The organism is Micromonospora narathiwatensis, assembly GCF_900089605.1.
Lineage (GTDB): Bacteria > Actinomycetota > Actinomycetes > Mycobacteriales > Micromonosporaceae > Micromonospora > Micromonospora narathiwatensis.
Window position 1 is genome coordinate 6,386,862 of record NZ_LT594324.1, and the last position, 14,302, is coordinate 6,401,163.

Sequence of the window (14,302 nt, forward strand, 5' to 3'; positions counted from 1 at the left end):
GGCCTCCGGCGCCGGGGCCCGGTGGCGTCCCCGTGCGGTTGCGAAGACGGGCGAGGGGGCACTCGACCGCGCTAGCGTGTGTCGGGTGACTGCGCCCAACCAGGTTCCCCCGGTCCCGCCCGCCGACCTGCCCGGCACGCTCGGCGCGCTGCGGGCGTCCGGCCACCACTACCGCACGGTCAAGCAGGAGATCCGCGACAACCTCCTGGCCCGGATGCGCTCCGGCGAGGAGCGCTTCCCCGGCATCGTGGGCTACGCCGACACGGTGCTGCCCGAGGTCGAGCGGGCGCTGCTCGCCGGCCACGACATGGTGCTGCTCGGCGAGCGGGGCCAGGGCAAGACCCGGCTGATCCGCTCGCTGGGCGGGTTGCTCGACGAGTGGACCCCGGTCATCCCGGGCTCGGTGCTCAACGAGCACCCGATGCACCCGCTCACCCCCGCCTCCCGGGCGCTGGTCGACGAGCGCGGCGACGGGCTGCCGATCGGCTGGCTGCACCGGTCGATGCGGTACGGCGAGAAGCTGGCCACCCCGGACACCAGCGTCGGTGACCTGATCGGCGACGTCGACCCGGTCCGGCTCGCCCAGGGGCGTACGCTCGGCGACCCGGAGACGATCCACTTCGGGCTGGTGCCCCGGACCAACCGGGGCATCTTCGCCGTCAACGAGCTGCCCGACCTGGCCGAACGGATCCAGGTGGCGCTGCTCAACGTGCTGGAGGAACGGGACATCCAGGTGCGGGGCTACCAGCTGCGACTGCCGCTGGATCTGCTGCTGGTGGCCAGCGCCAACCCGGAGGACTACACCAACCGCGGCCGGATCATCACCCCGTTGAAGGACCGGTTCGGCGCGGAGATCCGTACCCACTACCCGGTCGAGCTGGAGCTGGAGCTGGCGCTGATCCGCCAGGAGGCCGACCTGGTCGCGCAGGTGCCGGAGCATGTGCTGGAGGTGCTCGCGCGGTTCGCCCGCGCGGTGCGGGAGTCGCCGTCGGTGGACCCGCGTTCGGGGGTCTCCGCCCGGTTCGGCATCGCCGCCGCGGAGACCGTCGCCGCCGCCGCGCTGCGCCGCTCGGGCCTGCTCGCCGGTGCCGCCGCGGCGGCGGCCGGCGGCCCGCCCCGGCTCGACGAGGCCGCTGTCGCCCGGGTCGGCGACGCGGTGTCGGTGACCTCGACCCTGCGAGGGAAGGTGGAGTTCGAGAGCGGCGAGGAGGGGCGGGAGATCGAGATCCTGGCCCACCTGCTGCGGACCGCCACCGCCGAGACGTTCCGGGACCGGCTGGCCGGGCTGGACCTGTCCGGGTTCACCGCGCTGGTCGCCGAGGGCGAGGTGATCGAGACCGGCGAACTGGTCTCCTCGGCCGAGCTGCTGCGCCAGGTCGGCACCGTTCCCGGGCTGGCCAAGGTGCTCGACCGGCTGGGCCTGGGTGACGCGCCCGGCCCGGAGGAGGCCGCCGCCGGGGTCGAGTTCGTGCTGGAGGGGCTGCACCTGACCCGCCGGCTGGGCAAGGACGTCACCGATTCCGGGCGCACCGTCTACGGCGGCCGGGGCTGACCGTGGCCGGCAACCGGTTCCGGTACGGGCAGTGGCGCGGCGGGCCCGACCCGCTGGCCCCGCCGTACGACGTACGGGCCGCGGTGGACGCGGTCGGCGCGGAGGTCCTCGCGGGCGGCAGCCTGCGGGAGGCGCTGCGCGACCTGCTGCGGCGCGGCCCGCAGGCGCGCGGCGGCCTCGACGAGCTGGCCGCCCGGGCCCGGCGGCTGCGCCGGGAGGCGCTGCGGCGGGGCGACCTGGACGGCGCGGTGACCCGGGCCCGGGCGCTGCTCGACCAGGCCCTGGCCGCCGAGCGGGAGGAGCTGCGCGGCCGGGACGGCGACGAGGCGCGCTTCGCCGAGGCGGTGCTGGACAACCTGCCCCGCTCGACCGCCCGTGCCGTGGAGGAGCTGTCCGGGTACGACTGGGTCAGCGACGAGGCCCGGGTCACGTACCAGCGGATCCTGGACGGGCTGCGCGGCGAGGTGCTGGAGCAGCGCTTCGCCGGGCTGCGGGACGCGGCGCGGGCCGCTGCCGACCCGGCCGTCCAGCGGCAGCTCGCCGAGATGATGCGTGACCTCAACGACCTGCTGGACCGGCACGCCCGGTCCGAGGACACCACCGACGCGTTCGCCGAGTTCATGCGCCGGCACGGGGAGTTCTTCCCCGAGCGGCCGAAGGACGTCGACGAACTGGTCGACGTGCTGGCCCGGCGGGCGGCGGCCGGGGAGCGGCTGATGCGGTCGCTGTCGGACCGGCAGCGCGAGGAACTGGCCGGGCTGATGCGCCAGTCCCTCGGCGACCGGTTGACCGGGGAGCTGACGCAGCTCGACGCCCAGCTGCGGGCGCTGCGCCCCGACCTGAACTGGCAGCGCGGTGAGCGGATGCGCGGCGACCGGCCGCTCGGCTACGGCGAGGCGGCCGGGGCGCTCGGTGAGCTGGCCGAGCTGGACGAGCTGCTCGACCAGCTCGACCAGGACCATCCGGGGGCCACCCTGGACGACGTGGACGTCGACGCGGTGGCCCGGACGCTGGGCCGGGACGCCGCCGACGACGTACGCCGGCTTCAGGAGCTGGAGCGGGAGCTGCGCCGGCAGGGTTGGGTGACCCGGGACGCCGACGGGTTGACGTTGAGCCCGAAGGCGCTGCGCCGCCTCGCCGGCACCGCGCTGCGGCGGGTCTTCGCCGACCTGACCGCCGGCCCGCGCGGGCAGCACGACCTGCGCTCGGCGGGTGCCGCCGGCGAGGTCAGCGGCGCGTCCCGACCGTGGGAGTACGGCGACGAGCAGCCCCTGGACGTGGTGCGTACCCTCACCCGGGCGGTGCGCCGGGCCGGTCCCGGGGTGCCGGTGCAGCTCGCGGTCGAGGACTTCGAGGTGGTGGAGACCGAGCGACGGGCTTCGGCGGCGGTGGCGCTCTGCGTGGACCTGTCGTATTCGATGATCTCGCAGGGGCGGTGGGGGCCGATGAAGCAGACGGCGCTGGCGCTGTCGCATCTGATGGCGACCCGGTTCCCGCAGGACGCGTTGCAGATCGTCGGGTTCGGCCGGGAGGCGATGCCGCTGACCCAGCAGGAGTTGGCGGCGGTGGAGCCGGACCTGCGGCAGGGCACCAACCTGCAGCACGCGCTGCGGCTGGCCGGCCGGCATCTGCGCCGGCACCCGGGCGCCGAGCCGGTGGTGCTGGTGGTGACCGACGGCGAGCCGACCGCCCATCTTGACCCGGAGGACGGGGAGGCCCACTTCCACTGGCCGCCGCTGCCGGAGACCATCGAGGCGACCGTCCGCGAGGTGGACAGGCTGACCCGGTACGGGGCGACGCTGAACCTCTTCATGCTGGGTGACGACCCGGGCCTGCGCCGATTCGTCGACGCGGTGGCCCGTCGCTGCAAGGGTCGGGTCTTCACCCCCGACCTCGACGACCTCGGCGAGTACGTCGTCTCCGACTACCTCCGCTCCCGTTCCTGAGCTTGCCTCGGCCATCGAGTTGTGGCACCCCCTCATCCGGGTGAATCGGGTGCCATAACTGCCTGTTCGACGCCCGTGGGCGGGGTTGGATGCGGGCATGGACGGGGTGGACGCCGGGAGGTTGCGGCTGGCGTACGAGGCGGTGCTCGCGGAGTTGGACGCGGGCGGGTTCGGCCCGCCGGGAGACGGTGAGCTGAGCGCCGAGCAGATCGTCGCGCACCTGGCGGCCAACGACGAGCTGATGAGCGAGGCGACGGAGGCGGTGCTGGCCGGCTCGCCGTTCGCGTACTACGACCTGGAGACCATCCACCGACCGCAGCTCGACGCGCTGGTCTCCGAGTGCGGCGGGCTGGACGGGCTGTCCGCGCTGCTGCGGGCCACCAGTCAGAAATTGTGTGTGCTCGCCGATCGGCTCGGGCCGGCCGCGGAGACCCCGGTCGACACCGTGCTGCGGGAGGGCTTCGACCTGGACGTTGACGAGTCCCTGCCCTGGGGCCGTGCCCTCGACCTGCACACCCGCATCCACCTCCCCATGCACCTGACCCAACTCCGCGCCCTCCGCCCCCACCCCCACCCCGCCTAGCCCCCTACCCCACCCCCACCCCCACCCCCCCACCCCCTCCCCCACCCCGGCGATCTTGCACTTGTGGTCGCCGAGAAGCGGTGCAAAGGGGACAAACAGGGGACCCGAAGTGCAAGATCGCGGAACGGAGAGGGAGGGAGGGGAGGGGGAGGGGAGGGGGAGGGGGAGGGAGGGACGGGGGTGGGGGAGGGTCAGTGGGGGTGGGGGCGGAAGGTGTGGCGGTAGGTGGTTGGGGGGACGCCGAGGCGGTGGTGGAAGTGCTGGCGCAGGGCGGCGGCGGTGCCGAAGCCGGCGTGGCGGGCGACCTGGTCGACGGTCAGGTCGGTGGTCTCCAGCAGTAGTCGGGCGTGATCGGTGCGCTGCTGGAGCAGCCACTGCGCCGGGCTGAGCCCGGTCTCGGAACGGAAGTGCCGGGTGAAGGTGCGTACGCTCATCCGGGCGTGCGCGGCCAGGTCGCGCAGGGCGACCGGCTCGTGCAGCCGCTGCCGGGCCCACTCGCGGGTGGCGGCGGTGCCGGTGGCCGTCGCGCGGGGGACCGGGCGCTCGATGTACTGGGCCTGGCCGCCGTCGCGCCACGGTGGCACGACGCAGCGCCGGGCGGACCGGTTGGCGACCGTGCTGCCGTGGTCGGTGCGGATGACGTGCAGGCAGAGGTCGATGCCGGCGGCCACCCCGGCCGAGGTGAGCACCCCGTCGGAGTCGACGAACAACACGTCCGGGTCGAGGTCGACGGCCGGGTGCAGCCGGCGGAAGCGGTCCGCGTACGCCCAGTGGGTGGTGGCTCGGCGGCCGTCGAGCAGGCCGGCGGCGGCCAGCACGAAGGCGCCCGTGCAGATCGACATGATCCGGGCGCCCCGTTCGTGCGCCGCGCGTAGTGCGGCCGTGACGTCGGGGTCCACCGTCCCGTCGACCATCGGTGGGCCGTCGTGGATGCCGGGGACGATCACCGTGTCGGCGGTGCCGGTCAGCTCCAGGCCGTGCTCGGGCAGCACCTGGAAGCCGGCGGTGCTGCGTACCGGGCGCCCGCCGGGGGTGCAGACCTCGACGGCGTACAGCGCTGCCCGGTCGTCGTCGCGGGCGGTGCCGAAGACCTGGGACGGGGTGCCCAGATCGAGGCCGACCACGCAGTCGAGGGCGAGCACCGCGATCCGGTGCGGGACAACGGTCATGGCCCGATTATTGCGCATGATGGCTTTCCGGCCACTCGTCGTGCCGGGCAACGCCTCCGAGACTCGGTGGGTGACCCGACACCGCCTCCACCCGGCCTGGCTCGTGGCCGCCGTCGCCTTCGTCGCGCTGGTCGGCGCGGCCGGCTTCCGCGCCACGCCCAGCGTGCTGCTGCACCCACTGCACGCCGAGTTCGGCTGGCCGTTGGCGACCATCTCCGCCGCCGTCTCGGTCAACCTGATGCTCTACGGGCTGACCGCACCGTTCGCCGCCGCGCTGATGGACCGGTTCGGCATCCGCCGGGTGGTGGCCGGCGCGCTGGCGCTGGTCGCGCTCGGCAGCGGGCTGACCGTCGGGATGACCACGAGCTGGCAGCTGATCCTCTGCTGGGGCGTCCTGGTCGGGCTGGGCACCGGGTCGATGGCGCTGGCGTTCGTGGCGACGGTGACCGGGCGCTGGTTCGTCCGCCGCCGGGGCCTGGTCACCGGGGTACTCACCGCGGGTGGGGCGGCCGGGCAGCTGGTCTTCCTTCCGCTGCTCGCCGTGCTGGTGCGCGACCACGGCTGGCGGGTGGCGGCACTGGTCGTCGCCGGCGCCGCGCTGGCGGTCGTACCCCTGGTGGTCTGGCTGCTGCGCGAGCACCCGGCGGATCTCGGCCTGCCGGCCTACGGCGCGACCGAGGTGGTGCCCGCGACGCCGCCGGCGGGCGGGGCGGCGGCCGGGGCGGTCGGCGCGCTCTCTGCCGCCGCGCGGACCCGGCCGTTCTGGCTGCTCGCCGGGGGTTTCGCGATCTGCGGCGCGACCACCAACGGTCTGGTCGGCACCCACTTCGTGCCGGCCGCACACGACCACGGCATGCCGGAGACGACCGCCGCGGGGCTGCTCGCCCTGGTCGGCATCTTCGACATCGTCGGTACGGTGGCCTCCGGCTGGCTCACCGACCGGGTGGACAGCCGACTGCTCCTCGGCGCCTACTACGCGCTGCGCGGCGCGTCGCTGCTGGTGCTGCCCAGCCTCTTCGCCGGCAGCACCGAGCCCAGCATGCTGGTCTTCGTCGTCTTCTACGGCCTGGACTGGGTGGCCACCGTGCCGCCGACCGTGGCGCTGTGCCGGGAGCACTTCGGCGCGTCCGGCGCGGTGGTGTTCGGCTGGGTGTTCGCCGCCCACCAGGTCGGCGCGGCGGTGGCGGCGACCGGTGCCGGGCTGGTCCGCGACCAACTCGGCGAGTACACCCTGGCCTGGTACGTGGCCGGCGCGTTGTCGATCGGCGCGGCCGGGCTCTCCCTGCTGCTGCGCCGCCGCGGCGGCGAGGCGCCGGTCGCGCTGCCCGTCACGGTCGGCCGCCGAGCCTGGAGCTACCGGGGCTGAGCCGCCAGCCCGGCGGGCCCGGGCCGAGCCGACCGCCGGTCGAGCGGTCGGCCGGGTGGGCCCGCCGGGGTCGTGCGGTCAGCCGAGCGCCCACTGCTGCTCGGCAGCGCCGGTGCACGGTGCCTGCTCAAGTGGGGCGCCGGGATCGGTGCCGGCGCCGGCGACCTGGGCGCACTTGCCGCTGTGCACGGCGACCAGCAGCACCGGGCCGGCGCCGGCCGGGGCGAGCCGCCACTGCTGGTTGACCTGCCCGTTGCAGGACCACTGCTGCACGGCCGTGCCGTCGTCGGCGCTCTGCCCGTAGACGTCCAGGCACTTGCCGCTGGCCGCGTTGACCAGGGTGAAGACGTCGCCGTCGACCGGCGTGGCCACCCACTGCTGCTCCGGGCCGCCGGTGCAGTCGGCCAGCGCCGCCCGTGCGCCCTCGGGGTCGTCGCCGGTCACCCCGACGCAGCGTCCGGAGGGCACCCCACGGAAGACCGTGGGTCCGCCCGCGGGGGGTGGCGGGGCGGCGGCTGTGGTCGGCTCGGCCGTCGGCGACGGTGGCGCCTCCGTGGTGGGCGTCACGTCCGTGGCGGGCTCGGCCTCGCTCGACTCGCCCGCCGGGCTCGACACGGCCGCGGGCACCACCGGCTGGTCGTCGCTGCCGATGCGGAGCACGCCGCTGACGAAGAACACCCCGACGAGTACGCCGACCACGGCGACGCCCAGCGCGATCCGCATCAACGGGTCCTGCGGCAGGCGCGGGCGGAACCCCCGGGTGCCGTAGACGGTGCCGGTCGGGTCGGTGCGTTGCTCGGACATGGGGGCATCCTGACCCACGGCCACCGCCGATGGCCAGCCGCCCCGATGTGAGCGTGACTCAGTCGACGACCCGCACGTCCTTCCAGAACGCCACCCGATCGCGGACCCGCTCCGCCTCGGGCTTCGGGTCCGGGTAGTACCAGACGGCGTCCGCGCTGGTCCGGCCCTCGTGTTCGAGGGTGTAGTAGGAGGCGGTGCCCTTCCACGGGCAGACCGTGTGGGTGGCGGAGTCGCGGATCAGGTCGGCGCGCAGCGCCGTACGCGGGAAGTAGTGGTTGCCCTCGACCAGCACGGTGTCGTCGCTCTCCGCGACGACCAGGTCGTTCCAGACTGCTTTCGGCATGCCCACCACGCTAGGCGGGTGCGGTCGAACCGGCCAGGCTCAGCGGGCCGGTTCCGGGTCGGTGACGTCGGCGACCGTCGCGCCGAGCGTGGCGAGGGCGGTGTCCGCGTCGACCGCCACGGCGACCCCGTGCTGGCCCGCGCCGAGGGTGATCTCCCGGCCGCGCAGCCGCTCGTCCGCGATCACCGGCCACGCGGTGGTCGAGCCGAACGGGGTGATGGTGCCCCGTTCGTAGCCGGTGGCCGTCCGGGCGGTCTCGGCGTCCGGCATGGACAGCCGGCTCACCCCCAGCAGGGCGCGCAGCTTGGGCCAGGAGATGACCCGGTCGCCGGGGGTGAGCACGAAGAGGTGGTCGTCCTCGCCCCGGCGTACCACGATGGTCTTGACGACGTCGGGGACCGCCACGCCCCGCGCCCGGGCGGCCTCGGCCAGGCTGCGGACCGGGCCGTGCCGGATCACCCGGTACGGCAGCGCGGCGGCGTCGAGGGCGGCGATCGCGGGGGACGACATGTCCGCCACGGTAGCGCCCTCGGCCGACCGGACGATCCAAAAAGGCCATGGTGGACATCCGGCCAAGGTGGCCGAGCAGGCGTAATGTGATCTCATGCGTGCGCAGCGTATGGATCATCGGGGTGACCATGATCGGGCGGTGGACACGCTGCGGCGGTCGTACGCCGCGGTGCCCGCCGGCGAGCCCGTGCGGCTGGCCAAACGCACCTCGAACCTGTTCCGTCCGAGATCGACGCCGCAGGCGCCGGGGCTGGACGTGAGCGGCCTGACCGGGGTGCTCGACGTCGACGCGGCCGCCCGCACCGCCGACGTGCAGGGCATGTGCACCTACGAGAACCTGGTCGACGCCACCCTGCCGCACGGGTTGATGCCGCTGGTCGTGCCGCAGTTGCGCACGATCACCCTGGGCGGTGCGGTCACCGGGCTGGGCATCGAGTCCACCTCGTTCCGCAACGGACTGCCGCACGAGTCGGTACGGGAGATGGACCTCCTCACCGGGGCCGGTGAGATCCTCACCGCCCGGCCCGAGGGGGAGCACGCCGACCTGTTCCGGGCCTTCCCCAACTCGCTGGGCAGCCTCGGCTACGCCACCCGGCTGCGCATCGAGCTGCAACCGGTCCGCCGGTACGTGGCCCTGCGCAACATCCGGTTCACCCGGTTGGAAGAGTTGACCGACGCGATCGGCGAGGTGGTCGCCAAGGGCTCCTGGGAGGGCGACCCGGTCGACGCCATGGACGGGGTGATGTTCAGCCCCGGCGAGGCGTACCTGGTGTTGGCCACCTTCACCGACGACGCCGCCACGGTCCGCCCGAGCGACTACACCGGCCAGGACATCTACTTCCAGTCGCTGCGCCGGCACACCCGCGACGTGCTCACCACCTACGACTACCTGTGGCGGTGGGACACCGACTGGTTCTGGTGCTCGGCGGCGTTCGGCGTGCAGCACCCGGTGATCCGCCGGCTCTGGCCGCAGCGCTACCGCCGCAGCGACTTCTATCACCGGATCGTCCGCTTCGAGAACCGACACCAGGTGGCCGCCCGGGTCGACCGCTGGCGGGGCCACCCGGCCCGGGAGCGGGTGGTGCAGGACGTCGAGATCCCGCTCGACGGCACGGCCGATTTCCTGCGCTGGTTCGCCCGGACGGTGCAGATGGCGCCGGTCTGGCTCTGCCCGCTGCGGCTGCGCGAGCCGGCCGGCCCCGGCTCCGCCCACGCCTGGCCGCTTTATCCGCTGTCGCCGGGCGAGACGTATGTGAACATCGGCTTCTGGGGGACCGTGCCGATCGCCGAGGGCGCCGCCGACGGCGACGTCAACCGGGAGATCGAGCGCGCGGTGTCGGAGGCGGGCGGGCACAAGTCGCTCTACTCCGACGCCTACTACGACCGGGCGGCGTTCGACCGGCTCTACGGCGGGGAGACCTGGCGCGCCGTGAAGGACCGCTACGACCCGGATCACCGGCTCACCGGACTGTACGAGAAGGCGGTAGCGCGAGCATGAGTCTGATCGACCGAGAACAGGGGGCGGCGAGCGTCCCGGCCGGCCCACCGGCGGGCGGCCGACGTACCGGACCGACCGTGGCGGACGTGATCCGCGCGGTCACCACCGGTGCTCTCCCGATCCGTATCACCGGGTACGACGGCAGCGCCATCGGCCCGGCCGACGCCGGCATCACCCTGGCCATCCGTTCCGAGCGGGGACTGTCCTACCTGCTCACCGCCCCCGGCGACCTGGGCATGGCCCGCGCGTACGTGAGCGGTGACCTGGGGCTGGAAGGGGTGCACCCGGGCGACCCGTACGAGGCGTTCACGGTGCTCAAGGACGAGTTGCACCTGCGGCTGCCGTCGGTGGGTGAGGCGCTGGCCCTGGTGAAGGGGCTGGGCTGGGAGCGGCTGCTGCCCCCGCCGCCCCCGCCGCAGGAGGCCGCGCCGCGCTGGAGGCGGGTGATGGACGGGCTGCGGCACTCCCGGCACCGGGACAGCAATGCGATCTCCCACCACTACGACGTCTCGAACGCCTTCTACGAGAAGGTGCTCGGCCCGTCGATGACGTACACCTGCGCGGTGTTCCACAGCCCGGACGACACGCTGGAGCAGGCGCAGCGGGCCAAGTACGACCTGGTGGCCGGGAAGCTGGCGCTCAAGCCGGGGATGCGGTTGCTCGACGTCGGCTGCGGCTGGGGCGGCATGGTCCGGCACGCGGCCCGGGAGTACGGCGTCAAGGCGCTCGGGGTGACCCTGTCGCGGGCGCAGGCGGAGTGGGCGCAGGCGGCCATCGAGCGGGAGGGCCTGGGGGATCTGGCCGAGGTGCGGCACCTGGACTACCGGGACGCTCCCCGGGAGCACTTCGACGCGGTCTCCTCGATCGGGCTGACCGAGCACATCGGGGTGCGCAACTACCCCGCGTACTTCGGGGCGCTGCGGGCCCGGCTCAAGCCGGGTGGGCGACTGCTCAACCACTGCATCACCCGGGCCGACAACCGGGCGCCGCACCGCTCCGGCGCGTTCATCGACCGCTATGTCTTCCCGGATGGGGAGCTGGCCGGGCCGGGCCGGCTGATCAGCGAGATCCACGACGCCGGGCTGGAGGTGCACCACGAGGAGAACCTGCGCCAGCATTACGCGCTGACGCTGGCCGGCTGGTGCCGCAACCTGGTCGAGCACTGGGACTTCTGCGTCGGCGAGGTGGGCCCGGGCACCGCCCGGGTGTGGGGGCTCTACATGGCCGGCTCCCGGATGGCCTTCGAACGCAACGAGATCCAGCTGCACCAGGTCCTCGCCACCCACAACGGTCCGCAGGGCGTCAACGGCTATCCGCTGCGCCCCGACTGGACGCCCTGACCTCCCTTCGATCAGCGAAAGGCCGCGCGGTTCGCGCGGCCTTTCGTCGTTATCGGGGCGGGTCCGGAGATTGGTCGGGGCGACCACTCAACCTTCCGTCCCCACCCGTCGTCCTTGGTGGCGACGAGAGGAGAGCCAGTGCGGCGGAAGAAACGCTTCGAGGGGCTGGACGCCCTTGTCGCCGAACGCGGCGGTGTGCTGCTCGCGACGGCGGTGCTGCTGACCGGCAGTCGGGCCGCCGGGGAGGACCTGGTGCAGGCGGCGCTGGAGCGGCTGATGCGGAACTGGAGCCGGGTGCACGGCGACAAGGAGGGATATCTGCGTCGCACGCTGTATCACCTGGCGGTCGACCGGTGGCGGCTGCGCCGGCGCCGGCCGGAGGTGCTGGCCGAGGTCGAGCCGCCGGGCCAGCCGGACGGCACCGACGCGCTGCACCTGCGGCAGGCGCTCATCCAGGCGTTGGCCCTGCTGCCGCCGCGGCAGCGGGCCGTGCTGGTGCTGCGCTACTGGGAGCAGCGCAGTGAATCGGAAGCCGCCGAACTGCTCGGCTGTTCGGTCGGCACCGTCAAGTCGTCCGCCTCCCGGGGGCTGACCCGGTTGCGCGAACTCACCGCCGACTGGGCGCTGGAAGGCGCGGGCATGAACGGAGCAGGAAGATGACGATTGACCTTGAGGACCAGCTGACGGCCGGGATGCGGGACGAGGTCTCCGGCCTGACGTACACCCGGGACGTGCTGGGGGACGCCACCCGGCGCCACCGGCGGCGTACGGTGCTGCACCGCAGCGCGTATGCGGCCGGCGTGGTCGGGGTGGCCGGCGCGCTGGCGGCGGCCCTGACCGTCGACACCGGTGTTCCCGCTGGCCTGGGCGGCTCGCCCGGGCCGATCGCCGAGCGGCCTTCGATCGCGGCGAGTCCGGAGTGGCCGCAGATGCGGCTGGCCGCCGCCGCGGCGGCCAGCGAGAACATCAGTTACCGGGTGAAGGTCACCACCACCAACAAGGAGAAGCTTCCGCCGAAGGGAGAGCTGCCTGAGCCGGTCGCCGAAAGGTGGGTGACGAAGGGCGCGTTCGATCCGGCGACGGTCACCGGTTACCTGGAGTCGCCGAACACCGGGCTGCGTCCGCCCATGTCGAGCTTCTGGCTGCAGGAGCGCCTTGTCGATGGCGTCCGGTACGTCGGCGGTCTGGACGGCGCCGACCCCGACAATGGAAAGATCGTGTGGTCTCGGTTTCCGGAGGGCAGGCAGACGGGCTTGAAATACGACGACGGGCTGGGCGCCTCGACGGATCCGCAGCAGCTGTTCCGGATGTTGCGGCAGGCCGGCGCCAAGGTGACCCAGAGCCCCGGCGGTGGCTACCACTTCGAGGTCACGATGCAGGATTCGACCCAGGGGGTCGCCGCCGACAGGCTGGCCGGTGACGTGACGATCGACGCGGACGGCCGGATCAGGACGGTGGCGTACGACCGTGCGGTGCGATGGAACGCCAAGGGCCCGGAACACACCTATCACCTGCACGTGCTGGTGGAACTCTCCGACTACGGCCTGCCGGTGAAGGTCGCCGTGCCGGCCAACGCACGCGTCATCGGCAGGTAGCGACGACAGGCCGCGCGGTTCGCGCGGCCTTTCGTCGAACCTATTGACAAAGAAGTTTTGTACGTACAAACTGATTTTGCCATGAGAGACGTCCTGTACCTGGAAGAACGCGAGCAGGCCGAAGCCCTGCTCAAGCCGCAGCGGATCGAGGTGCTGCGGCAGCTCGCCGAGCCCCGCACCTGCACCGAGGTCGCGGCCCGGCTGGGGCAGACGCCGCAGCGCGTCTACTACCACGTCAAGCAACTTGTCGCGGCCGGGCTGGCCGAGCAGGTGTCCGAGCGGCGGGTGCGCGGCATCACCGAGGGCATCTACCAGGCCGTCGCCCGGTCGTACTGGCTCTCGCCCCGTCTCGTTGGACGAATCGGCGGAGGACGCCGGGCGCGCGACGAGCTGAGCCTGGGCTACCTGCTCGACCTGATGGAGGAGGTGCAGGCCGACATCGCCGCGCTCGACCGGGCCGCGCCGGAGCTGCCCTCGATCGGGGTGTCCGGCGAGATCCGGGTGCCGGCCGAGCGCCGGCAGGAATTCCTGCACGACCTGCAGTCGACGCTGCAGGACCTGTTCACGCGCTACGGGGGCGCCGAAGGGGACGCCTTCAAACTCGCCGTGGCGTGCTACCCGAAAGGTGACAACCATGAGTGACCTGTTGACCATCCGGGCCCGGCTCGCCGCTCCGGCGCAGCGGGTGCGGCGTGCGCTGACCGACCCCGCCGAGCTGCGGGTCTGGTTCGCCGAGCACGCCGAGGTCGAGCTGCCGCACCGGTACGAGTTCTGGGGCCGCTACACGCCCGAGGGCGACGCCCCGCACCAGCGGTTGCTGCACGCCGACGAGCGGAGCCTGCGCTTCGCCTGGGTGCTCGACGGCGTGGAGACCACCACCGACATCGAGGTGACGCCGCAGGGGGACAACACCGAGCTGACCCTGCGGCAGAGTCACTGGGTCTTCACCGAGGCCCTCGACGGCAGCACCATCCGGGGCGTGCTCCAGACCTGGTGGAGCCTGGCACTGGCCAACCTCAACGCGTACCTGGAGGGGCGTGAGCTGCTGCCCCGCACCGACTTCACCTCGGCCGACCTGCGCGGTGAGCTGACCATCGACGCGCCGATGGAGCGGGTGTGGACCTCGCTGACCGACTCCGAGCAGGCCAGCGCCTGGTTCGGGTACCCGATCGGCATCGAGCCCTGGGTCGGCGGCCGGTACGCCATGGGCGGCTTCGACGCCGGGTACGCGGCCAAGGTGATCGACCTGGAGCCGGGCCGCAAGCTCTCGGTCGACTGGGGACCGACCGGCGTCATCACCTGGGAGCTGGCCGAGTCCGCCGGGAAGACCAGGCTGACCTTCGTGCAGAGCGGCTTCGACGAGGCCAAGCCGCCGTACGGGGCGTGGACCGGGTCGGTGGCGGGCCTTTCCGAGCTGCGCCGCTTCCACGAACTGGCCGACTGGCAGCCGATCTGGCTCGCCGAGGAGCTGCCGGCGAGCACACCCGCCGGCTGACGAGTTCATCACCATCCGCCTGAGCGACCGCCTGCACGCCGACCCGCGAGTGCTCCGGTAACCACCCGCTCACAGAAAGGGGCGGGTCAACGGTGGACCCG

Annotated in this window: 14 protein-coding genes; 10 read left to right on the top strand and 4 right to left on the bottom strand. The window is 73.3% G+C overall.

The window, feature by feature from the left end:
• The first annotated feature begins 76 nt into the window (after nucleotides 1–76).
• From GA0070621_RS28295 to GA0070621_RS28305, 3 genes are all read left to right on the top strand, one after another.
• Nucleotides 77–1,552: a sigma 54-interacting transcriptional regulator gene (locus GA0070621_RS28295; RefSeq protein ID WP_091201443.1), complete on the top strand. Its 1,476-nt coding sequence runs from the start codon at nucleotides 77–79 to the stop codon at nucleotides 1,550–1,552.
• Between the two features lie 2 nt (nucleotides 1,553–1,554).
• Nucleotides 1,555–3,498 carry a VWA domain-containing protein gene (locus tag GA0070621_RS28300; RefSeq protein WP_091201445.1) on the top strand — a complete coding sequence of 648 codons (1,944 nt, stop codon included), beginning with the start codon at nucleotides 1,555–1,557 and terminating at the stop codon, nucleotides 3,496–3,498.
• A 97-nt stretch (nucleotides 3,499–3,595) separates the two neighbouring features.
• Nucleotides 3,596–4,081, top strand: a complete 486-nt coding sequence (locus GA0070621_RS28305) for a hypothetical protein (protein WP_091201447.1) — start codon at nucleotides 3,596–3,598, stop codon at nucleotides 4,079–4,081.
• Nucleotides 4,082–4,272: 191 nt separating this feature from the next.
• Here the strand turns inward: GA0070621_RS28305 and GA0070621_RS28310 are convergent, their stop codons facing one another.
• The gene (locus GA0070621_RS28310; RefSeq protein WP_167667545.1) at nucleotides 4,273–5,250 is read right to left on the bottom strand and encodes a GlxA family transcriptional regulator; all 978 of its coding nucleotides are present in this window, start codon (nucleotides 5,248–5,250) and stop codon (nucleotides 4,273–4,275) included.
• Nucleotides 5,251–5,320: 70 nt separating this feature from the next.
• Between GA0070621_RS28310 and GA0070621_RS28315 the strand changes: the two genes are divergently transcribed.
• Nucleotides 5,321–6,616: an MFS transporter gene (locus GA0070621_RS28315; protein ID WP_091202949.1), complete on the top strand. Its 1,296-nt coding sequence runs from the start codon at nucleotides 5,321–5,323 to the stop codon at nucleotides 6,614–6,616.
• Between the two features lie 78 nt (nucleotides 6,617–6,694).
• Here the strand turns inward: GA0070621_RS28315 and GA0070621_RS28320 are convergent, their stop codons facing one another.
• The 3 genes from GA0070621_RS28320 to GA0070621_RS28330 are packed head-to-tail and all read right to left on the bottom strand — an operon-like array spanning nucleotide 6,695 to nucleotide 8,273.
• Nucleotides 6,695–7,420 (bottom strand): RICIN domain-containing protein, encoded by a 726-nt coding sequence (locus GA0070621_RS28320; RefSeq protein ID WP_091201451.1) that lies wholly within the window; start codon nucleotides 7,418–7,420, stop codon nucleotides 6,695–6,697.
• A gap of 58 nt (nucleotides 7,421–7,478) precedes the next feature.
• On the bottom strand, nucleotides 7,479–7,763 hold the full coding sequence (locus tag GA0070621_RS28325) for a DUF427 domain-containing protein (RefSeq protein ID WP_091202951.1): 285 nt from the start codon (nucleotides 7,761–7,763) through the stop codon (nucleotides 7,479–7,481).
• 39 nt (nucleotides 7,764–7,802) lie between these two features.
• Nucleotides 7,803–8,273, bottom strand: a complete 471-nt coding sequence (locus GA0070621_RS28330; RefSeq protein ID WP_091201454.1) for an aminoacyl-tRNA deacylase — start codon at nucleotides 8,271–8,273, stop codon at nucleotides 7,803–7,805.
• Between the two features lie 109 nt (nucleotides 8,274–8,382).
• Here GA0070621_RS28330 and GA0070621_RS28335 point away from each other — a divergent pair, with 109 nt between their 5' ends.
• The 6 genes from GA0070621_RS28335 (at nucleotide 8,383) to GA0070621_RS28360 (ending at nucleotide 14,201) form a co-directional block, all read left to right on the top strand.
• Nucleotides 8,383–9,771: an FAD-binding oxidoreductase gene (locus tag GA0070621_RS28335; protein WP_091201456.1), complete on the top strand. Its 1,389-nt coding sequence runs from the start codon at nucleotides 8,383–8,385 to the stop codon at nucleotides 9,769–9,771.
• Nucleotides 9,768–11,111: a class I SAM-dependent methyltransferase gene (locus tag GA0070621_RS28340; protein WP_091201458.1), complete on the top strand. Its 1,344-nt coding sequence runs from the start codon at nucleotides 9,768–9,770 to the stop codon at nucleotides 11,109–11,111. The genes GA0070621_RS28335 and GA0070621_RS28340 overlap by 4 nt, the downstream gene beginning before the upstream one ends.
• Before the next feature lie 138 nt (nucleotides 11,112–11,249).
• Nucleotides 11,250–11,771 (top strand): SigE family RNA polymerase sigma factor, encoded by a 522-nt coding sequence (locus tag GA0070621_RS28345; protein ID WP_167667547.1) that lies wholly within the window; start codon nucleotides 11,250–11,252, stop codon nucleotides 11,769–11,771.
• A complete protein-coding gene (locus GA0070621_RS28350; protein WP_091201460.1) occupies nucleotides 11,768–12,706 on the top strand; it encodes a hypothetical protein in 939 nt (312 codons plus the stop codon). Before GA0070621_RS28345 ends, GA0070621_RS28350 begins: the two co-directional genes overlap by 4 nt.
• An 81-nt stretch (nucleotides 12,707–12,787) precedes the next feature.
• A complete protein-coding gene (locus tag GA0070621_RS28355) occupies nucleotides 12,788–13,348 on the top strand; it encodes a winged helix-turn-helix domain-containing protein (protein ID WP_091201462.1) in 561 nt (186 codons plus the stop codon).
• Entirely contained in the window at nucleotides 13,341–14,201 is an 861-nt protein-coding gene (locus GA0070621_RS28360) for an SRPBCC family protein (RefSeq protein WP_091201464.1), read from the top strand. Before GA0070621_RS28355 ends, GA0070621_RS28360 begins: the two co-directional genes overlap by 8 nt.
• Nucleotides 14,202–14,302: the final 101 nt, after the last annotated feature.